We start from the raw sequence: 20,979 nt of genomic DNA, 5'->3' as shown, positions 1-20,979 counted from the left end.
TTACCCTTAGTAATTAACGATATAAATTTTCATTATCTTACAAAGTATACGGTAAAAAACCTACCATAAACAAAGGGATGATAGGTTTTATCAGTTTACTTTAATTCTGTAAAACATCTGTCTTTTTACTTTGTTGAAGTTTTTCTGTGTCAATTCCAAATTCTTTTAAAACTGATTCTGTATGTTCTCCTACTTCCGGTATAGGATTCATAATTACATCTAAATCTTCAAACGTTACGGGTGGCAATAATGCTTTTAAAGTTCCAACCGGTGAATGAACCTCCCTCCAACGATTCCGTTCCCTTAACTGAGGATGGTTAACCAGATCATTTACAGTATTTAGACGTGCATTTGCAATTTTTGCTTTCTCAAGAAGATCAATAACTTGATCTGCATTTAATTTATGGAAAGCAGAATCAATAATCGGTTTCAGTATATCCCTGTTAGAAACACGCTTCGAATTACTAATGAATTGACTATCAATGGCCAAATCAGGGCTTTCTAAAACTTTTTCGCAGAAATAAGCCCACTCTCTTTCATTTTGTATTCCCATAAAAACAAGCTTGTTATCTCCTGTTTTAAAAGGACCATACGGATAAATAGTAGCATGGCTTGAACCAGTCCGTTTTGGATCTGTCCCCCCATATTCAGAATAATAAATCGGATAACCCATCCATTCCGCAAGAGCCTCAAGCATAGACACTTCAATGACTGTACCCTTACCTGTTTTATGACGGGCAAGAAGCGCCGTTAAAATACCAGTATACGCATACATGCCTGCAGCTATATCTGCGATCGATATTCCAGATTTTGAGGGATTGTCATCGGTTCCCGTAATTGAAACTAAACCTGCCTCACATTGAATGAGTAAGTCATAGGCTTTTTTGTCCCGATAAGATCCATTCGATCCATATCCTGATATTCCACAAATAATGAGTTGAGGGTATTTTTCCTTGAGGATAGATGGGCTGAAACCCAGTCTATCAACTGCCCCTGGTGCTAAATTTTGTACAAAAACATCAGCTTGTGACAGAATTTTATCCAATATGATGGTTGATTCTTCTTGTTTTAAATCAAGACACACGGATTCCTTGGAACGATTTAACCAAACGAAATGGCTGGACATGCCGTGAACAGTTGTATCATAGTTTCGAGCAAAATCTCCTGTATTTGGCCTTTCAATTTTAATAACGCGCGCTCCTAAATCAGCTAATTGTCTGGTAGCAAAGGGGGCTGCTACTGCCTGCTCTAAGCTTACTACAGTTATACCTTCTAACGGCAACATAGAAATCCTCCTTATGTTTTAATATAAGAACCCTAAATATCATCCTAGATAATACGAAATTCTTCAGCGCTTTGTTTATACCAATCATTACCGAACGAATCATTTATGACAATAACCGGAAAATCTTCTATAACCATTTTACGAATGGCTTCGGTTCCTAAGTCTTCATAGGCGATTACTTCTACTTCTTTTATCGTACGCGCTAATAAAGCTCCAGAACCCCCTATAGCACCCAGATAAAGTGCCTGGTTACTTCTTATCGAATCAATAACATCCTGGCTTCGATATCCTTTACCAATCATCCCTTTTAAGCCTAGTTCCAACAGTGCTGGTGTATACTTATCCATCCTGCCGCTTGTAGTCGGTCCTGCAGAGCCTATGATTTGTCCTGTCTTGGCTGGAGTTGGACCGACATAATAAATGACTTCTCCATCCATATTAAAAGGAAGCTCTTCACCCTTTTCCAGGGATTCTGCCATTCGTTTGTGCGCAGCATCCCTTGCTGCGTAAACAGTTCCGCTTATTAACAACCGGTCTCCCGCTTTTAATGATTGAACAGTTTCTATATCAAAGGGAACAGTTACTCTTTTAACAGTCAAAATAAACACCTCATTTAAAGAGTGATTTCTTTATGTCGGCTTGCATGGCAGTTTAAGTTAATCGCTACTGGTAATGCGGCGATGTGGCAAGGAGCAATTTCAATCTTCACATCAAGTGCCGTTGTACTCCCCCCCATCCCTTGAGGACCGATACCCAGTTTGTTGATTTCCTCCATTAACTCCGCTTCGAGTACCGCTATTTCTTCAAGATGGCTTCGTACCCCGATTGGCCTGAACAAAGACTTTTTAGCCAAATAGGCGCATTTTTCAAAGTTCCCGCCGATTCCTACTCCTACTACAAGTGGGGGACACGCGTTGGGCCCTGCTGTTCGCACGGTTTCAAGGATAAAATTCTTTATTCCTTGAAGACCGTCCGAAGGCTTTAACATTTTAAGCGTGCTCATGTTTTCGCTTCCTCCACCTTTAGCTGACATGTGGATGATTAACTGATCTCCTGGTACAATTTCAACATGAATGATGGAAGGGGTATTATACCCAAGGCTTTTTTTTCGTGTAATTGGATGATCAACAATTGAGTGTCTTAAATAGCCTTCCTCATACCCTTTTTTGACTCCTTCATTGATTGCTTCATTTAAATTGCCTCCATCAATATGGCAATCTTGTCCTAATTCCACAATAAAAACAGAAACTCCTGTATCCTGACACATCGGAACTCGTTCTGTCGTTGCAATATTCGCATTCTCTATCAATTGGCCAAGAATATCTTTTCCTATTTCTGATGCTTCGTTTTTCATAGCAGTTTTAAATGCATGTACTACATCTTCTCCAAGGTCATAATTTGCTTCCTGGCAAATGACCGAAACCTTTTGAACAATATCTTTATAATGGATGGTTCTCAATCTATTAACCTCCCTTTAATAAATGGGTTGGCCTCATTACAAAAAAAGTTCCTAGCGCAGCAGCAATAACATCATTTTGTTCATCTAAAATCATACATTGTCCAACAACCGTACTTTTCCCCTGATGTAGAATAATGGGTTCTGCATAAAGTTTTCGGCCTTTTCCTTGCTTCATGTAATTGACCTTCAACTCAATGGTCAGAACTTTACTCTCGTCACCAACGTCTGAAATAATTTTATAACCAAGAGCGACATCGGCGAGAGTATATACAGCCCCACCTTGCGCTACTCCATATTTATTAGCATTTTGCATACCAAGATCCATCGAAATCCTATCTATTTCTGTTAGATTTATTCCCAGAAAGCTTCCTAAGTAATGTAAACCCCCTCTTTCTGGACTTTTCATCGTATGAATCATATGCTGTATATGTTTTAGCTCTTTCACGGTACAATTCTCTATACGCGCATTGATTTCTTGTTTTAATTTTTGTCCATCCATGATTTAAATGCCTCTTTGTATTATTTTTTAGTTGTAGGCCTCTGATCATCTACATCAGTTCTATTTTCACATCATACCTCCTTAAACATGGTTTAATAGATTTTAAATAAAGTGGTTCATAACTAAATTGCGGTACAGTGATGTATGCTTAGCAATAGTTACTTTCAACCAAATTTCATCAATGTTCTTCATAGCGTTCCGGAAATTTCCACTTAAATTGACCGTCTTATTATCCACCATCCCATTAACTCGATTCCAATGGAACCGCCATTTCTTGGTCATTAATGCTGGTGCAATTTCTCTTGCCCCCATGGTTCATCCCCCATTTGTTTCTCAAAAAAATCACTAACGACATGGAATGTCTCCAGATTCATTATCCGCTCAATATACATCTTGGTTTCATTTACATCGAATTCACTGGTAAGCTGTTCAAATTTTGCAATCAAATCTTGAGATGTAACAGCATTTTCAGGGTCCCCTTTGGGATAATTTGTTTGTTTGCTAAGGATTTTTCCGTTCGTTAATTCAATCTCTACCACAGCTCCCCATTTATCGGGATACGCCCTATTTACTTCTGGATCTACTGATACAGCTATTAGTGACATCGTTTTACGAATCGTTTCATCCCATAATGTATCTTCGTTATAATCATATAAACTGGCTGATTCGTTAATTAATCCCAGTGCTACGCAAAATTGAAGACTAAATTTGGCTGCATACACGGATTGAGGATCTGAATTATCCGTAATATCTAATGCGACTTGATAGGTTTTAACATTTATTTTAGAGACTTGGCTTAATTGAATTGGGTTTTCTTTCACTAGAGCAATAATCATATCTATGGCAGGATGGGTATGCCGACAAGATGCATGAATTTTAAAGGAATTTTCAATAATTTTATAGCTCTTTCCCAGCCCCTGAGTAATTTTCGATTCATCATATTCATCGGACATTGCTTTGAAGAATCCCCGTTTTCCTTCAAGAATTTTACTTGCTGATGTAAATCCTTTTTCCGCTAAAAGGGCAGAAATTAATCCATTTGAAGCGGCCTTTGCTGGATGAAGTTGTTTAGACATCGCCCCGTCCTCAATAAACTCCCATAAACCAGCCGCTTGTGTGCCTGCGCTTCCAAGAGCTGATGCAATTTGAGCCTCATTCAACCCCAATAGCTTAGCCGCAGCAGCTGCCGCACCAAAGGTTCCGCAAGTGGCTGTATTATGCCAGTAGTAATAATGAGAAGGTGAAACAGCCTCTCCAATTCTGAAACAGATTTCATAACCTACTACCACAGCTTCAATTAATTCCTTTCCGCTACAATTTTTTGCTTCTGCTATACTTAACGCGGCCGGTATCACGACAGTGCCAGCATGTAAAATAGAACCCTTATGAACGTCATCAAGTTCAACAATATGGCTTGCTGCCCCGTTTAGAAGCGCAGCGTTTACAGCCGAGGTTTTAATGCCTGTAATCGTTGTTGATTGAGGGTTTCCTCCAGTTTCCTCGACGAACTGGTTAATCATTTGAATAGGGGCCTTATCTTTTCCCGCAAGTGCAGTCCCGAGCCAATCAAGAATACAAAGCTTCGTAAATTCAATCACTTCATCTGGGATATTTTCATACTTTGTTTCAGAAATAAAACCTGCAAGTGTCTGGCTATGTGTCATTAAGAAACCCTCATTTCTCCTAAAATTTTTTAGTATATAAGTAGAAGTAAGTAAGAAATCTTCCTTGGATATTGGATCCAATTTTTTTATAAAAAAACAGTCACTTTAATGCTGTTTAAAACAGTATTCATTTATAGGATACAGGATCTAAAAAAAGAAGTCTATATATTTTAATAAATTTGAATATTTAAATTATATAACAGATCTCTTTATGTGTACATTGAAATTCCGCTCTTCTAATTCTTTCAAATGTGAAAGTTTTATAGTAACTATTTATAATAATCCCACCCAGTTCCACCAAGTAACAGCAGTTACGAGTGTTATGATGCTCATCCAAATTGTTAATTTTACTCCTGGTATAAAAAACTCCTTTTGTTGAATTCTCCCCGAACTATGGACAATTATATTTGGAGTAGCTTCAACAACCAAAATATATCCGTGCAAGCATGCTAGTGAGGCTGTCAAACAAATAAGAACAGCATCTGCTCCGGCTTGAGTCGCTAACCCTATAAAAATTGGGATCAAAGTTACTACTGCCGTAGAGACGTTTGCTACGGCAATGTGTAGTATTTGAGTAAGAACTAAGATGGTAATCACCGCCAATACAGGAGAACGCAGGAGGTCAATAATCCACTCTGTACTTAAACTTTTACCGACAAGAGTAGCAGCTCCGGATTTATTAAAGGCATAACCAAGTGATAACGTTACCCCCATTAAGAGAACCGTATCAAAATTAATTTTGATTATATGATCCCACTTTGTACACCCAATACCTGGAAGTGTCATTAATACGACCCCTATAAGCGCTGGGACACTAGGATGTAGACCATGCCAGGGCTCTGTAAACCAAAGTGCCACAATTAATAGTAATATACCAATACATCTTTTTTCCTCGTTGTTTACTTTACCAAGGTCAGCAAGTTTATTTTCTATTTCCTTTTTTACATGGGGAAAGTTTTTTTCTTCATCTGTTAATGGGAAACTTTTTAATAATACATACCAAGCTATAGGAATAAGGGCAATCCATATAGGAAACGTGTAAAAAAACCATTGAAGATAGGTAATCTTTATTTCGAGAAATTCTTTTAATAACTCAACGGTCAATATATTTCCAATAGCTGCTGTCATGACAGCTGTTCCACTAATAGTGGAACCGAACGCGACACCCAGCAAGATCAGTTTTGTAAGGTTACCTTTTCCTCGTTCTCCAATCGTATCAAGTGACATTAATGCAACAGGAAGGAGCAAAGCGGTTCTAACAGCGGCAGCTGGTATAAAAAACGATTGAATTTGCGGTATGACTAGAATGCTTGCTAATAGGCCCTTAGCTGTACCACCCCATTTTGCCAAAAATATATAGGCAATTCTTTCGGCAAGAGGAGTATCATTGACAGCCCGTGCCAACATCATTCCACCGATAATAAGAAAAATAGCGGGGGAGGCAAAGCCACTGTAAACCACTTCTGTAGAAACCACACCGAACACGAGCATAAAAACCAGTAAGATTAGTGCTGTTAACCCAATTGGTATAGGTTCAAACGTCCAATAAAATACACTAAGTGCAAGAAAGGCTAACATGATTCTTGCTGACTCTGTATACTCCTGCGGAAGAATAACGTAGACAACAATCATAATAATCAGACCTAAAGTGAGAGTAAGCACTTTAGGAATTTTAATAGACAAAGACTGTGACGGTTTCGCCGAAATTTTCATTTTTGGTGAATTCATATCCTCTCACCTCTCCTTCCTTTCAAAATTTGAGCTTTCGGATTTAACTTTTACCTAACGATACATAGAAAAAGAAAGGATATGTATACCCATATCCCCTTCACGTATTCGAAAAAATATACTATTTAACTAATCCTTTTTCCTTTGCAATTTTCGTATAATCTTTTGTTTCTTCTTTTACTGATTTGGTAAAATCAGCAGCATTTGCATAATTAGGGCGAACATTAATGCTGTCTAATTTTTTGAGAAATTTAGGGTCTTTTATCATTTTGTTAATTGTAGATTCCCACTTTTTCACTACATAATCAGGAGTTCCAGAAGGTGCGGTTACGCCGTACCATAACGTAACATCTATATTATTAACACCTTGTTCTTTCATGGTAGGAACATCAGGGAAGAACGGGCTTCTCTCAGGTGCTTCAATACCTAATATTTTCAACTTGCCTGCTTTCGTTAAATTGGATACCTCACTTACCCCTTGTACGGCAAGTGTAATATGTCCACCTGCCACCTTTGGAAGTGCGTCACCTGAACCATTGGTCGCAACAAGACTATCTTTTGAGAAATCAGCACCAATACTATCCATCCACTGGATCGTACCGAAAGTCCCTATAGCCGTGGGACCATTGCTAGCAAATGTAAACTTATCTGGATTTTTCTTTACCCACTCATTTAAATCATTTATATTCTGGAAGGGAGAATCTGCACTTACAACATATGCAAGAGGGTCGCCTGTCATTTTGGCTAGAAACTTTTGGTCTTTCATACTAAAAGGTAAATGTGTATTACCTGCGTAAAGTGCTGATACAGCAGAAACACTCTGAACCAATACGGTATGTCCGTCTTTAGAACCTTGCTTAAGAACCTCTTGAGTTCCTGTTGCACCGCCAGCACCTGGTTTATTTATGACTACTACTGACTTACCCCACTCTTCACTTAAATATTCACTCATTGCTCTGGCAGAAAGGTCAGTCCCACCTCCGGCTGCAAATGGTACGATTACCTCAATTTGTTTTGTCGGATATTCAGACACTTTTTTTTGATCGCCTGAAGCCGCATTTGAAGTACAGCCTGATAAAGCGATACTCAATGCCATCACACCAGAAAGTAAACCAAATAATTCTTTTTTCTTCATAATAATTCCCCCCTAATAGTTTATAGCAGAAAAAATTAATTGTTTATTCAGAAATATCAAGATCTGTACCCACCACTTCTTTAACTCGTGTTTTCGTGCGTTTTATTAAAATGATAGAAATAACAAACAACACCAGAGAAGCCAAGAGAATAGTCAATGAAATTGGACGGTCTATAAAAATGGAGAACTCTCCTTTTGACATAGATAATGATTGAACAAAGGATTGTTCTAACATTGGCCCGAGGATAAAGCATAAAATGAGCGGAACTACAGGCCAACGATATTTGTGTAAAAAATATCCTAGCACACCAAATATCAATGCAACGAATACATCGAATAGATTGTTTCGAACCGTGTAGGCACCAATAAAGCTAAGAATCAGAATAATAGGTGCAATCACCCCGTATGGAATTTGAGTCAACTTCGCCCACAAACCAACCAATGGCAAGTTTAACGCTAATAACATGATGTTTCCAATAAACATACTGGCAATAACGGTCCAAACAAAACTACCGCTTTGCTCAAACAGGACTGGTCCAGGCTGAAGACCATAAATCATTAGGCCAGCGAGAAGAATTGCCAAAGGCGGCGAACTCGGAATCCCGAGTGCAAACAATGGAATAAAACCAGCGGAACTTGTTGCGTTGTTTGCTGCTTCTGGTGCTGCAACTCCTTCAATTGCCCCTTTACCAAACTTTTCAGGATTTTTGGACATCTTCTTTTCAATGTCATAGGATAAAAACGTTGTAACTGCAGTTGAGCAACCAGGTAAAATTCCCATTATAAATCCTATGAACCCACCACGGATCATCGCTTTGGAACTCTTCCGTAAATCTGATTTGCTTGGATATACACTTCCAATCTTACCTACAGAAATTGCTGTTTGTTTTTCTTCCATTCCCTTTATAACTTCTGTAATAGCAAACAACCCTATAATAATGCTGATCATGTCAAATCCTGCAGAAAGAGCATCAATACCAAAATCAAATCGAGGTTGTCCTCCTGTAGGACCCATTCCCACCATCGATAGCATATAACCGAAAAGGCCCATAATTAAGCCCTTAATTATTGAATTACCTGCCAAATTAATAATGACAGTTAGAGCTAATATCATCAGGGCGAAGTATTCCGGAGGACCAAATTTCAGCGCTTGATTAGCAAGGATCGGAGCAAAAAATACGAGACCAATTACCCCTAAAACTCCTGCAACAAAAGATGATATCGCTGCGATGCCAAGCGCCGGCCCTCCCCTTCCCTGTTTAGCAAGCGGGTAACCATCTAGACAGGTGGGAACAGATGAAACCTCTCCTGGAATATTAAGCAAAATTGCTGTTGTAGAACCACCATACATGGCACCATAGTAAATGCCAGCCAACATAATGATCCCTTCAACAGGGCCAAGTACAGTTGTTAACGGCAACAAAATGGCAATTGCGGATGTAGGTCCGAGTCCTGGTAACATGCCAACTAATGTTCCTACCAAAACACCTATTACAGCCATCATTAGGTTAATTGGCGTTAAAGCTTCTGTAAAACCGGATATAAGCATACCCACTGCATCCATATCATCACCTCTACTTTATTAAATATTAAAAATTCCAGTTGGGAACGGCATACCGAGCCAAAAAATAAATAGTAAATAAAGAACCAATGTTAACAAAATTCCAAAAATAAGAGATTTGATTATGCTGTAGTTGCCAATAACTTTAAATAAACCTGTGGATACTAACAAGGTAGTAATGGTATAACCTAAAATACCAAGTAAAAACCAATAGATGAATAACAAACATAGTGTGAGAAGCATTCTTCTCATTGTTTTACTGTTGGGGTATTCAGTCTTAAAAATTTCTCCCTTAACAATGAAAATTAATAAACCGAACAAGATCATTAACCCGCCTATAACCCCCGGCATCGTATGGTCTCCTATTAACGGACCCGTCCGCATTGGGTACAAACGCACAGCTTCCGATAGCGCGATTCCACCAACAATAATACATATAATTCCTCCGATACGGTCGGCCAGCATATTTCTTGCTAACATACTTTCCCTCCCTTTATCAAACATTAAATAGATAGTTTTTACTATATTGTCCTTTTAATTTGTCTAATTGGATTCTGTATCCAATGATAATGCAAACTAATTTATTAATATTTTGTTTATTTGATATTCACTTATATTTCTTCTAATGAAATGAATGCGCTTTCAAAATTCATTCAAAATAAGCATTTTTTAAACTTTTCTATCAACTCCTTTATATAAAAGAACATTGATATTTTTATAAGCTGGCATATTGCAAAATTGTCTTTGCTTTTTTATAAACAGGATAGTCCACAAATTTTGTTCCAATTGAAATGGATGCACTCCCTTTTTGTTCAGCCAGTTCAAAAGCATTCACAATATACATTGCCTCTTCAACCTCTTTCTGGCTTGGTGTAAGAACATGATGAATGGGCTCCAATTGTTTTGGATGAATAGCTAATTTTGACCTAAATCCTAGCTTCCTTGATCTCAATGTCTCACTATTCAATCCTTGATCATTCCCAAGGTCTGGATAAGCTGAGTCCACCGGACTCCCAACACCTGCCGCCTTTGAAGCATTTACGATCTGTGACCTAGCATACAGTAGTTCATCTCCATGATCTGTTAACTGACAATCTATATCGAGGGAATAATCAAGAGAACCAAAGACTAGGCGTGAAATAAGGTAATGTGAAGTTGCAATATTATAAGCAAAATGTACCCCTCTTGCCGTTTCAATTAGAGGCAGAACCTCGAAATGTTTGCTTTTTTTATTTTTCTTATCGAAGTGTTCAAGTGCTGCATTGCAAATTATCTTCATGTTACCAGCACTTTCCGCCTTTGGTACGATTATTCCTTTTGAACCAGCATCTACAGCGGCCTCTAAATCTTCTCTCCATAGCGGGGTGGTAATCTCATTGATCCTTATATAAACATCCTTTTGAGAACGGCTGTTTTGCAGAGCAACTACTGCCATTTCCCTTGCTGTCTTCTTTTCATTAATGGCTACTGCATCTTCTAAATCAAGAATGACACAATCAGCTTCACTGCTAAGAGCTTTCTCAATCATTCTTGAATTGGCAGGAACGAACAAATAGGACCGTTTTATATTCAACTATAAGCCTCCTTTTAGGATATTGGATCCAAAAAAATAAAAAAAGAAATGACCTGCTATCCACTTCTTGAGAGGATCAGGCTAACTATCAATATTTTTATGTAGATTAGATCCAATTTTTTCTTTCTAATTTATAATATACAAGAATTTTATCCATAAATAAACAAAAATTTCAAAATATTATAATTATTTTTAAAAACTTTATCTATTCTTAAAGAAAGTGAAAACACTCTTTTGATAAACCGTTTCAATGCCCACATTAGCAGGTTTTTGAAAAGTTGGTATAAGTGAATAAACGTTCTTGAAAACATTTTAAAAAGATAAACCTGACAAATTTTTTGTTGTAAATTAAAGTCATATATAAAATTGTTCATGGATTAAAAAAAAATAGGATAGAAATTGATATGAGGAATGGTGGGTTCGATTCATAAGGTAATAAACTTAACGTAGACATAGTACAGAAAATCCCCTCCGATCTAACTGTGAAATTGAGAAACGAGAAAAACCAATTCTATCTGCTGAATAATGAAGAACGGAGGGTTCCAGTATATATATAATTTGCCAAAATCCAATAGTAATAAACTAATTTAAACGGATATTCCCTTACATTCTGTGCTTAGGTATGATTATTATGCTGCAACTCATCAACCTCTTGTAAACTGAAATTTGAAATTCTCTCCAAAAATTTAATAACCTCCGTATGATCCTGATTTTTTTCTCCTGTTCTACTTGCTGCTTCATAAATTTGTTCAACTATCGCAGCTAACAAAACTGGTATTTTAGTATCCTTTGCAATTGAAGATACCATTTTTACATCTTTTAGAAGTAAATCAAGTGAGAAACCCGAATCAAAACTACGCGGTAATATAAACGCTGGGTATTTATAATGTGTCGAAAAACTTTGACCAGAGCTTTTATTTATGGTATCTAAAGCAATTTCTAAATCAATTCCTAGCTTTTTAGCTAATATCATTGCTTCACTTGTGGCATATAGGGAAGTTGCTGAAAGAAAGTTATTGATAGCTTTCAGAGCATGACCTGATCCTGTATCTCCCACCAGATTGATTACTTTTCCCACGGCTTTTAAATAGGGGAGCACTTTCAAAAAATCTTCTTGATTTGCTCCGACCATAATTGTCAGAGTCCCCTCTTTAGCACCTTTTATACCACCGGAAACTGGTGCGTCTACCAACGTTAATCTTAATGCAGATGCTCTCTTTGCCAGTTGTTTTGTAGAAAAAACATAAGAACTGCTCATATCCACAATCATTCCACCTTGCTTCATAGAATGGAATAAACCATGTTCACCATCCAATACTGATTCTACTGAATGTGAATCTGGCAGCATAGTGAAAATGATGTCATTTCTTGTACCTATCTCGTGAACGGAAGACGCAATAATCGCCCCTTTTTCTTTTAATTGATTCATCGAATCTAAATTTTTATCATAAATAGAAAGTTTGTATCCACTATTCAATAAATTCTCTGACATCAATCGACCCATTTTCCCGATCCCGATAAAGCCAATATTAACCATTGCATTCATTCCTTCCAATTAATCCTGGTCTTCACCTTGTGCCGCTAATTCTGAATGCAGGGATCCAATTCTTGGGTGTGCTCTGCCGCTAGAAGTAACGGCTACAGCAACAAGAATTTCATCTGCTCTAGGTGCATCAGGAATTCTAAATTCAAAACTCATATGATGAGAGCGGACCTTTGGATCCATTTTGTGTTTGATCGCTAAATCGATAGACGCACCTGCAGTACCCCTTTTTTCAGCTGAAGGCAACAATGTCTTCGCATCGCCACAGATTTTTCGGATTTCGTTGCCAAATATCATCGTGTGGATAATTGCGGAACCATGTTCAATTTCTCCATCAATCCCAACGAGTGCGGCCTTTCCATAAGCCTCACATTCTTCGCCTGTTATCCCCAGTGCCTCAAGTGCCTTTGTAGGTAATAGTTGCCCTAAATTAGCAGAATAAGTATCGATTAAAGGCTGAAGATCCTCTACATATTTACCTGCATATGGATTTCTAATAACTGCCGCCACAACAGCAACCCTTACAGGTATCTCAACTTTCTTATAACCCTCAATAAATGTTTCCTCTAACACTGTATACAATTTTCTGATCTCCATCATGAATACTCCTCTCTATTCTGGAAATAGTATGTCTAACGATTGGAGTGAACGAATTTCTTGCTCATGTATAGCAAGCTTCCCTTCACTTACATCTTTGCCTGCCAGAGCTTTAACTTGTTTTTTATGCTCGTCTAACGATGAACTCAGATTACTTCCTTGAGCCATCGATAACATCCTGAAAGGCTTAGCTGACCGCCTAAGTGAAGAATACGTTTCACTCAATACTGTGTTTCCAGCAATGGAAAATATAAAGTTATGAAATTGTTCGTTTAAATCATAGTATTCCTCAATGTTATGATCCTTTACAGCCTGAATCTGTTTATCAACTACTTCTTCTAGGTTTTTTATATCTTCTTGACTAACCCTAGCAATCGCCTTTTCCATTGAAATTTCTTCAAGGCGGTAAATAACATCATATAGCTCATGAATATCGTTTCTAGTAAACCGTCTAACTACGACACCATGATGCGGGATACGTTGAACTAGCCGGTCACGCTCTAACATTAATAAAGCTTCTCGAACAGGAGCTCGACTAGTTTGAAATTCATCAGCTATAGCAGTCTCAATGAGATGTTCACCCGGATTTAAAATACGCTTTCCAATTCTTGCAGTAATTTCTTCTGCTATCTTTAAGGCTATTGTTTTTTTCACGTTTGCTAACCCTGACACCCCCTAAAAGAAAATTGTATTACGATATTGTCGACAATGTTTCCTCTTTTAAATATATAATATTTAATCAATTCACACAAGTGTGAATTTTTAGTTATAAATACATTCTAAGTTGAATATTGATTGAAACGATTTGCTCATCAGTCAATAACTATAAAAAATATGTTGAATATCTAACTTTTACTAATTAAAAAGGCGTCATCCGATTTCGGACGACACCTCATTTTATCTTTAGCTAAGGGCTCTAAACTACCAGTAATAGAGTTGTAAACTGTTTCAATGGGAACATCTAAGTAATGACTCACGAATTATCCTATATATTCATTTTTACTGTTGGGAGGGAGACTTCTTGCTCAAATGAATGAGCGAAACGATACAGATTAGCTTCATCCAACTGTTTTCCGATTAACTGAAGGCCAATTGGTATGCCTGACGATGAAAAGCCGCAAGGAATTTGTAAACTTGGAAAACCGTTTAAATTTGTTGGACCGTTAAGACGATTGATTGCGGAGCGGACATGTTCCGGATGGCCGTCAATCGTTACTTCTCGTTGTTCGATATCGGGAGGCAAAACGGATACTGTCGGAAATAATATGACATCTACCTTTTCAAGCACCTGGTTAAATTCATGAATAGCCACCTGTTTCATCTGTAAGGCTTTAACATACTCCAATGCTTTTGGTATTGAGCCGCTTAATAATCGTTCTTTTACTTCCGTGTCATACAACTCCGGGGAGTTGTCAAGCGGTGATTCATGAATGGTATATGCCTCACATTTAACTATCATTTGATGTGCCAAAGATATTTTCTGTATCTGAGGTATATTCACTGGACGAACTTCTGCACCGAGGCTTTTAAAAACTTCAATCGCTTGGAAGACCTGATTCTTTACTTCTGATTCGACTCTCTCAAAAAAGAAGGATGAAGGAATGCCGATTACACTTCCTTTTATTCCTTTATTTAATAGCCTAGTGAAGTCTTCCTTTGTTGTTTTGATAGAATAATAATCTTGGCTATCATACTCTGACAACACGTTTAAGAGAATCGCGTTGTCTTTTACACATCTTGTCATTGGCCCTATATGATCCAGCGTCCAGCTAGTCGGATATAACCCGTATTTGCTAACCCGTCCAAAAGTTGGTTTCATCCCAACAATCCCGCATATTGAAGAGGGGATTCTTACCGATCCGCCTGTATCAGTACCCAAAGCTCCGTAACATAATGCTGACGCAACAGCTGCAGCAGATCCACTGCTAGAACCACCCGTCATTTTTGACAAATCATATGGATTTCTTACAGGACCAAAATAGGAACGGTCGCCAGTAGGACCATAGGCAAATTCATGTGTATTTTGTTTTCCGATGATTATGGCACCAGCCCGCTTTAATTTTTCAACAACTGTGGCATTGTAATCCGGTAAAAAATTCTTAAACAATTCCGAACCCATCGTTGTTTTAATGTTTTTAGTATATATCATATCCTTCACACCTATTGGAATGCCGTGAAGGGGTCCTCTCCAATTCCCCATAGTGACTTCTTTCTCGGCTTGCTTCGCATCCTTTATCGCTTGATCTTCTAATACAGTAATATAGGCATTTATTTTTGGATTAACTTGAGAAATTCGTTCGATGATGTGCCCCGTTACTTCAACTGGCGAGATTTGTTTGTTGTAGATTGCATTGGACAATTTGAATAAGTCCCATTGGAGTATCTCATCTTTATAAGTTGCTTCCACTAGCGATATCCCCTTTCTGCTTGTTATTAATAACTGAGTTCCCTGGCTTTACGAACATCATAGCGACCATTCCGATAAGTGTTGCAACAACAGCTGCGGTAAACATCGAAGGATAACCATATTTGATAACCAAAAAACCTGTTAATGTAGGAGCAATAATGGTAGCTAGATTACAAATGAAGTGTGAGATTCCCCCAAATGTACCAGCGAGGTTTGGTTCAGTATCAAGAATGACAGACCAATAAACCGAATTAGGTAAAAAATTGAAAGCATTACCAATGCTCATCCAAAACATTACACCGACGATGCTGTCGGCCGTTGGTATTAACAGGAAGCAAACAGCAGTTAGGAATAGCGAAACGACCGCCAAACCAGAACGGGCAATTCGTAAATTTCCTGTTTTTCTTCTCAAGTAATCTGAAAGCTTTCCTCCTAAGATTACGGTAAAACAGGCACCGACCCAAGGGATCATCCCTAAATACCAGAGTGAAGAAAGTTCAAAGTCATAAACATCCTGAAGATATTTAGGAGTCCATGTTAAAAGAAGGAAGGTAATGTATTGTAAAGCAAAATAGCCAAACGCATTAAAGACTAAGGTTGGATTTTTGAAAAAGTGGTACCATTTTTTTGTGCTAGAAGAACCCCCCTCTACCAATTTTTCATTAGGAAGAAGGTCTGCTTTTGAGCGGATAAGAGCCAATTCTTCTTTGGAAACCCTTGGATTATCTTCCGGTAGGTTTGTAAAAACTTTTGACCAGGTTATAACCCAAAGAAGTCCTATTGCACCCAGAATGATAAACATCATCCTCCAATTTGTGATGGATAATAAACCAACAGCTATTGGTGCTGTCAACAATGCACCCAAAGGGCTTCCCAATAGCCCCAAAGATGCTGAAAAACCTCGCTCTTTCGTTGCTGCCCAATTGGCATTTGTTCGATTAATCGTAGAAAATGTCGGTCCCTCTGCCAAACCGAATAATATACGAAATACAGCGAACCCTGCTAAAGCCGAACCCCCAAAAAGCATCATACCAATTTCGCCTGCAAAGGCAGTGGCCAATTCAAAAATCGACCATGCTGTTCCTGCAACTATCCATACAAACTTGGGTCCTTTGAGATCAGCTAACAAACCGCCGAAAAAAGAACCAAACAGATAGCCATAACCAAAAAAACCAAGTACCGCTCCCCATGAAATGGCATCAAAACCAAATTCTTTAATCATTTCCTGCTGAGCATAAGAAAGGGCCCCGCGGTCAACATAATTAATCACGGTCATAAAAACAATCATCCCCATGATAAAGTAGCGGTAATTTTTCATATTCTACCCCCTTTTAAAACATTTTTTAGTTATGCTGTCACCCCAAGAAGTTAGTTTGGTTGTTCCTAGAACGGTAGTAGGGGGATAATCCCCCTCCAACTCGACTTATCACATTACATCTTTAACTATTTAATACTTCCAAACCTTTCCTTAATTGCTTCGTTGCTTCTTCATCAATTGTAAAATCATTACGAATAACGACTTTATAAACTTCTTTTACTGTTTCTTTAGAAATAAAATCATCAAGAATATCATCTAAAACCATTTGAGGATCCCGTTCATTTGGATTTCCATAACCACCTGCACAAGGAGTCCGAATTTCTAGTAAATCACCTTTTCGAATTTTATAGTTTGTTAGTTTAGCATGAAGATTTTGTTCACCATCAGTATTAGGATTCAATGTCATGGAACCGGTTAATCCGTCCTGGCCACCAAAGACACCACGCGGAGGGTCTGTATGTCTATCGCCTTCCCCTGTAAACAAGCTATCAGTTAAAAACTCCCACGTTCTAACAATACCAATTCCACCACGCCATTTTCCTGCTGAAGCACCTTCTTCTCGGAGCTCATATCTGTTACATCTCATTGGGAGCCGCATTTCCAATTCTTCAATAGGATTGTTTCTAGTATTTGCTACGAGATTATCGACACTATCTAATCCATCCTTTCCATGGCGTCCTCCATAGGAACCTTCATTTACTTCGATATATACCCAATAATCGCCTGAATCTTCTTTTATACCAGCATATGAGTTAAAGTGAACATGTGCTGAGTTACCCGCAGTAGTCTTATCAGGTAGGACCCCAGAAAGGGCTAAGTTGATTTGATCTGCCAATCGCTGCACCTGATTAATGCGGGCTGTACAGGCTGCAGGAGATTTAGGGTTCCATATACTTCCAATTGGAGCTTCCACTTTGATTGGTTTGAAGATCCCGCTATTTTGTGGAATAAAAACTTCTGAAATAGCTTCATCCAGCAAGATTGCTCGTACAATTGTATAAGTCGCAGGTAATGTCGAACCTGAGAAAGGGACATTATAAGCGGTTTCGACTTGATCTGAACTTCCTGATAAGTCGACGGTTAAATCACTTCCATTAACTTTTATGCTAGTTTCAATTCGTAAGCGATCACCATAATTTCTGCCATCATCATCAAGCCAACCTGTAGGGGCTTTGTACATACCATCTGGAATCTTTGCAATTTCTTTTCTAATCATTTCTTCAGAATAATTCATCCACCGTTTTTGAGCTGCCAACACGGTTTGTAAACCATATCGTTCAATCAGCTCGAGGTAGCGCCGTTTACCTAGCCTAGCCGATGCGATCATTGCCTCAACGTCACCTTTATTTTCCTTTGGTGTACGTACATTTTCAAAAATATGACGCCAGATTTCCTCGTTTTTTTCTCCTTTATTATATAATTTAATAGCGTTATAATGCTTTCCTTCGGCATAAACATCGACGACATCCACCATCAAACCTGGGGACATACCACCAGTATCAAGAACATGTCCTGTATTAGCTGCAAATGCAACAAGCTTACCCTCATAATAAATTGGAATTATTATTGCTAGATCTGGAGTATGTGAAGCCCCATAATAAGGGTTATTATGCAAAATTATATCTCCATCGTTAATATTATCCCCTAAAAAGTGACGTACCCCATCAATATATCCTGGCAGAGAACCAATATGCATAGGAGTGGAATCACTCTCACATATCTCATTACCATCTATATCAAACAATCCAGCACCGAGATCTTCAGACTCACGAATAATACTGGAATAAGCCATCCGGTAGAGTACTAGTGCCATTTCTTTGGCGATTGAATTAAATGATCCAGCAATAACCCCAAGTGTAACGGGATCAATATTTTCATATGCATTTTTATCAGTCATGTAAATCTCCTTTCTTTTTTAAAGTGTTGTATTAGGTAAAAAAAATTTCCAGTGTTGAAATGTAGACATTGAAATCTACTTTTATTTGGTTACCGTTGCTAATACATCTTTAGAATCTTTTGTAGAAAGTTTTGCTTTCATATCAATCACTATGTTTCCGTAATTATCAAAGGTAGCGGTACAGTTTGGAGGTAAAAGAGTAGTGCTATCCTTCTGTTGAATTACAACAGGTCCTACAAGTTTTGTTCCTACCGGTACATCCTCACGATTAATAAATTTTGTATCCTGCTTTTGAAGCTGATCTTTTATCCAGAAATAAACTGGATAAGAAGGGTAATTGTTTACAGTGAAATTTTCCTTTCCTTGATCTACGAATAATTGTTCTTTATTTGACTGAACAAGACCGGTACCAATAACACGAACATTAATTGCGACGACTTCTTGTTCTGGAAATTGACTAGCATACTCCCGTTCATGTACTTGGTGAAAGCGTTCAATGACTTCTTTTACCCACACTTCATTGATTTCGCCTTCTGGTGCATCAACACGAAGCTCGTAACCTTGACCAGTATAGCGGCAATCACATACTCGGCGTAGGAAAATTTGTTCATTTGAGAGGCCGTCCTCTTTTAGCGTTAATAATGATTCATTTTCAAGTTTTTCAATCACATCACGAATAGCTGGCACATCAGGATTTGTTAAGCTTCCCCATAGTGTATGAACTTTTTCATAAGCTATATCTGTGGATAGAAGTCCCATTGCAGCTGTAATTCCCGGATACGGTGGAACAACAACATACGGAATATTTAATTCCTCAGCAATATCACAAGCGAATAAAGGACCTGCACCGCCAGCTGCAACCAATGTAAAGTCGCGAGGATCATAGCCCTTCCGTACACTATTCATTTCTATGGCGTTTACCATGTTATGCGTCATGATTTTTAGCGCACCCGCTGCAGCTTCTAAAGGGGTCATATTTAACTTGGAAGCTATATGCCCATCAAATGCCTTTTCAGAAAGCTCTGGTCTAATTTGCATTGAACCTGCTAAACGACTTTGCGGATGAATACGCCCCAATAGAACATTTGCATCTGTAGAAGTTGGAACTGTTCCACCACGGTTATAACAAGCTGGACCAGGATCAGCACCTGCACTTTGAGGTCCTACGCGAAAAATTCCCCCTTCATCGACAAAAGCAATCGAACCTCCACCTGCACCAATCGTATCAATGTCCACCATTGGAACCATTGCATTATATTGACCAATACGAGTATCTAATAAATGACGCATTCTCATTTTCCCGTTTGGTGCAACACCAATGTCAGCTGATGTTCCACCAATATCAAGGGTAATAATATCTTCAAATTTTGCGTTCTTAGCTGCTTTAATTCCTCCGATTAGCCCACCAACAGGTCCGGATAAAAGTAAGCTAATTGGCTTTTCGGCCGCCACCTGAGCAGTAGCAATACCACCATTAGATTGCATTAAGTTTACACTCGTTTTTATACCCATCTTTTTTAATACATCTTCTAAACGTTTAATATATCGACTAGTTTTAGGTCCGATAAAGGCATTCAGAGCAACTGTACTAAAGCGCTCATACTCACGATATTGGGGTAAGATTTCGTTACTAATAGATAGATAGGCTTCCGGAAACTCTTCTTGAATAATTTCCTTTACGCGGTTTTCATGATTTGGGTTTTTAAATGAATATAAAAAGCAAACGGCGATAGCATCAACTTTTGCTTCTTTCAGTTTTCGTACTTGTTGACGAGTTGCTTCTTCATCTAATGGAGTCAATACTTCACCAGTTGCTGAAACCCTTTCAGGCACAACTAAACGATTACGACGCTTAATGAGTGGAAATTTTTGCCAGGGTAAATCTTGATATAAAGAAAAGTTGTATGGGCGTTTATGACGTGCTATGTGCAAGATATCTCTAAACCCTTCAGTCGTGATCATTCCAACATTTGCACCGTTATGTTCTAATACAATATTGGTTGCAACTGTAGTACCATGGAAAAATTGATCAATCTTAGACGGTTCAATACCTGCCAATACACATATTTCAGTGACACCATTAATAATAGCTACCGACGGATCTGAGGGTGTTGAAGGTACCTTATGAATCCAAGATTGATCGGTCTCCTCATGAATTAAAATCAAATCAGTAAATGTTCCTCCAACATCGACACCTAAGCGTACCATTGTATTCCTCCTTCACTAATTTGTTTAAACTTTAATATTCCCCATCAGAAACTTAAAAGGTTCGTGTCCCCACTTCTAATAAGTCGTTTTTCATCCAAATTATTA

Annotated in this window: 18 protein-coding genes; all 18 read right to left on the bottom strand. The window is 38.2% G+C overall.

What is annotated here, in order from left to right; all coding sequences use genetic code 11:
• Window positions 1–100: 100 nt before the first annotated feature.
• The 18 genes from QUF78_RS11350 to QUF78_RS11265 all read right to left on the bottom strand — a co-directional run bounded on the left by QUF78_RS11350 (window position 101) and on the right by QUF78_RS11265 (window position 20,874).
• A complete protein-coding gene (locus QUF78_RS11350) occupies window positions 101–1,285 on the bottom strand; it encodes a CaiB/BaiF CoA transferase family protein (protein WP_289324717.1) in 1,185 nt (394 codons plus the stop codon).
• A gap of 44 nt (window positions 1,286–1,329) precedes the next feature.
• On the bottom strand, window positions 1,330–1,893 hold the full coding sequence (locus QUF78_RS11345) for a Fe-S-containing hydro-lyase (RefSeq protein WP_321177309.1): 564 nt from the start codon (window positions 1,891–1,893) through the stop codon (window positions 1,330–1,332).
• 5 nt (window positions 1,894–1,898) lie between these two features.
• On the bottom strand, window positions 1,899–2,744 hold the full coding sequence (locus QUF78_RS11340; protein ID WP_056520270.1) for a fumarate hydratase: 846 nt from the start codon (window positions 2,742–2,744) through the stop codon (window positions 1,899–1,901).
• A gap of 4 nt (window positions 2,745–2,748) precedes the next feature.
• Window positions 2,749–3,243: a PaaI family thioesterase gene (locus QUF78_RS11335; protein ID WP_289324716.1), complete on the bottom strand. Its 495-nt coding sequence runs from the start codon at window positions 3,241–3,243 to the stop codon at window positions 2,749–2,751.
• Window positions 3,244–3,345: 102 nt separating this feature from the next.
• On the bottom strand, window positions 3,346–3,555 hold the full coding sequence (locus tag QUF78_RS11330) for a hypothetical protein (RefSeq protein WP_289324715.1): 210 nt from the start codon (window positions 3,553–3,555) through the stop codon (window positions 3,346–3,348).
• Window positions 3,525–4,907, bottom strand: coding sequence for an MmgE/PrpD family protein (locus QUF78_RS11325; RefSeq protein ID WP_289324714.1), 1,383 nt, complete (start codon window positions 4,905–4,907; stop codon window positions 3,525–3,527). The genes QUF78_RS11330 and QUF78_RS11325 overlap by 31 nt, the downstream gene beginning before the upstream one ends.
• Before the next feature lie 273 nt (window positions 4,908–5,180).
• Complete coding sequence (locus QUF78_RS11320; protein WP_289324713.1) at window positions 5,181–6,635, bottom strand: SLC13 family permease; 1,455 nt, start codon at window positions 6,633–6,635, stop codon at window positions 5,181–5,183.
• A 121-nt stretch (window positions 6,636–6,756) separates the two neighbouring features.
• Window positions 6,757–7,770, bottom strand: a complete 1,014-nt coding sequence (locus QUF78_RS11315; protein ID WP_056520279.1) for a tripartite tricarboxylate transporter substrate binding protein — start codon at window positions 7,768–7,770, stop codon at window positions 6,757–6,759.
• Between the two features lie 43 nt (window positions 7,771–7,813).
• Window positions 7,814–9,334, bottom strand: a complete 1,521-nt coding sequence (locus tag QUF78_RS11310) for a tripartite tricarboxylate transporter permease (protein WP_056520281.1) — start codon at window positions 9,332–9,334, stop codon at window positions 7,814–7,816.
• A gap of 18 nt (window positions 9,335–9,352) precedes the next feature.
• Window positions 9,353–9,811, bottom strand: coding sequence for a tripartite tricarboxylate transporter TctB family protein (locus QUF78_RS11305; protein ID WP_056520282.1), 459 nt, complete (start codon window positions 9,809–9,811; stop codon window positions 9,353–9,355).
• Window positions 9,812–10,046: 235 nt separating this feature from the next.
• Window positions 10,047–10,904 carry an HpcH/HpaI aldolase/citrate lyase family protein gene (locus QUF78_RS11300; RefSeq protein ID WP_289324712.1) on the bottom strand — a complete coding sequence of 286 codons (858 nt, stop codon included), beginning with the start codon at window positions 10,902–10,904 and terminating at the stop codon, window positions 10,047–10,049.
• 616 nt (window positions 10,905–11,520) lie between these two features.
• On the bottom strand, window positions 11,521–12,450 hold the full coding sequence (locus QUF78_RS11295) for an NAD(P)-dependent oxidoreductase (protein WP_289324711.1): 930 nt from the start codon (window positions 12,448–12,450) through the stop codon (window positions 11,521–11,523).
• Window positions 12,451–12,459: 9 nt separating this feature from the next.
• Window positions 12,460–13,029, bottom strand: a complete 570-nt coding sequence (locus QUF78_RS11290; RefSeq protein ID WP_289324710.1) for an amino acid synthesis family protein — start codon at window positions 13,027–13,029, stop codon at window positions 12,460–12,462.
• A gap of 30 nt (window positions 13,030–13,059) precedes the next feature.
• Complete coding sequence (locus QUF78_RS11285) at window positions 13,060–13,698, bottom strand: GntR family transcriptional regulator (protein WP_289324709.1); 639 nt, start codon at window positions 13,696–13,698, stop codon at window positions 13,060–13,062.
• Between the two features lie 331 nt (window positions 13,699–14,029).
• Window positions 14,030–15,451, bottom strand: a complete 1,422-nt coding sequence (locus QUF78_RS11280) for an amidase (RefSeq protein ID WP_289324708.1) — start codon at window positions 15,449–15,451, stop codon at window positions 14,030–14,032.
• Window positions 15,435–16,769: an MFS transporter gene (locus QUF78_RS11275; protein WP_289324707.1), complete on the bottom strand. Its 1,335-nt coding sequence runs from the start codon at window positions 16,767–16,769 to the stop codon at window positions 15,435–15,437. Before QUF78_RS11275 ends, QUF78_RS11280 begins: the two co-directional genes overlap by 17 nt.
• Window positions 16,770–16,890: 121 nt before the next feature.
• On the bottom strand, window positions 16,891–18,666 hold the full coding sequence (locus tag QUF78_RS11270; protein WP_289324706.1) for a hydantoinase B/oxoprolinase family protein: 1,776 nt from the start codon (window positions 18,664–18,666) through the stop codon (window positions 16,891–16,893).
• Between the two features lie 81 nt (window positions 18,667–18,747).
• On the bottom strand, window positions 18,748–20,874 hold the full coding sequence (locus tag QUF78_RS11265) for a hydantoinase/oxoprolinase family protein (protein ID WP_289324705.1): 2,127 nt from the start codon (window positions 20,872–20,874) through the stop codon (window positions 18,748–18,750).
• Window positions 20,875–20,979 lie beyond the last annotated feature (105 nt).

The sequence above is a fragment of the Peribacillus sp. ACCC06369 genome, from assembly GCF_030348945.1.
Taxonomy (GTDB): Bacteria; Bacillota; Bacilli; order Bacillales; family DSM-1321; genus Peribacillus.
The sequence above is the reverse complement of the archived record's forward strand: the minus strand, read 5'-3'. Positions and strand labels throughout refer to the sequence as shown.

Excerpts from the sequence above, each read along its gene's own strand:
- QUF78_RS11350 (WP_289324717.1), bottom strand. The coding sequence starts at position 1,285 with ATGTTGCCGTTAGAAGGTATAACTGTAGTAAGCTTAGAGCAGGCAGTA.
- QUF78_RS11265 (WP_289324705.1), bottom strand. The coding sequence starts at position 20,874 with ATGGTACGCTTAGGTGTCGATGTTGGAGGAACATTTACTGATTTGATT.
- QUF78_RS11325 (WP_289324714.1), bottom strand. The coding sequence starts at position 4,907 with ATGACACATAGCCAGACACTTGCAGGTTTTATTTCTGAAACAAAGTAT.
- QUF78_RS11305 (WP_056520282.1), bottom strand. The coding sequence starts at position 9,811 with ATGTTAGCAAGAAATATGCTGGCCGACCGTATCGGAGGAATTATATGT.
- QUF78_RS11315 (WP_056520279.1), bottom strand. The coding sequence starts at position 7,770 with ATGAAGAAAAAAGAATTATTTGGTTTACTTTCTGGTGTGATGGCATTG.
- QUF78_RS11295 (WP_289324711.1), bottom strand. The coding sequence starts at position 12,450 with ATGAATGCAATGGTTAATATTGGCTTTATCGGGATCGGGAAAATGGGT.
- QUF78_RS11275 (WP_289324707.1), bottom strand. The coding sequence starts at position 16,769 with ATGAAAAATTACCGCTACTTTATCATGGGGATGATTGTTTTTATGACC.
- QUF78_RS11320 (WP_289324713.1), bottom strand. The coding sequence starts at position 6,635 with ATGAATTCACCAAAAATGAAAATTTCGGCGAAACCGTCACAGTCTTTG.
- QUF78_RS11270 (WP_289324706.1), bottom strand. The coding sequence starts at position 18,666 with ATGACTGATAAAAATGCATATGAAAATATTGATCCCGTTACACTTGGG.
- QUF78_RS11330 (WP_289324715.1), bottom strand. The coding sequence starts at position 3,555 with ATGGGGGCAAGAGAAATTGCACCAGCATTAATGACCAAGAAATGGCGG.
- QUF78_RS11310 (WP_056520281.1), bottom strand. The coding sequence starts at position 9,334 with ATGGATGCAGTGGGTATGCTTATATCCGGTTTTACAGAAGCTTTAACG.
- QUF78_RS11335 (WP_289324716.1), bottom strand. The coding sequence starts at position 3,243 with ATGGATGGACAAAAATTAAAACAAGAAATCAATGCGCGTATAGAGAAT.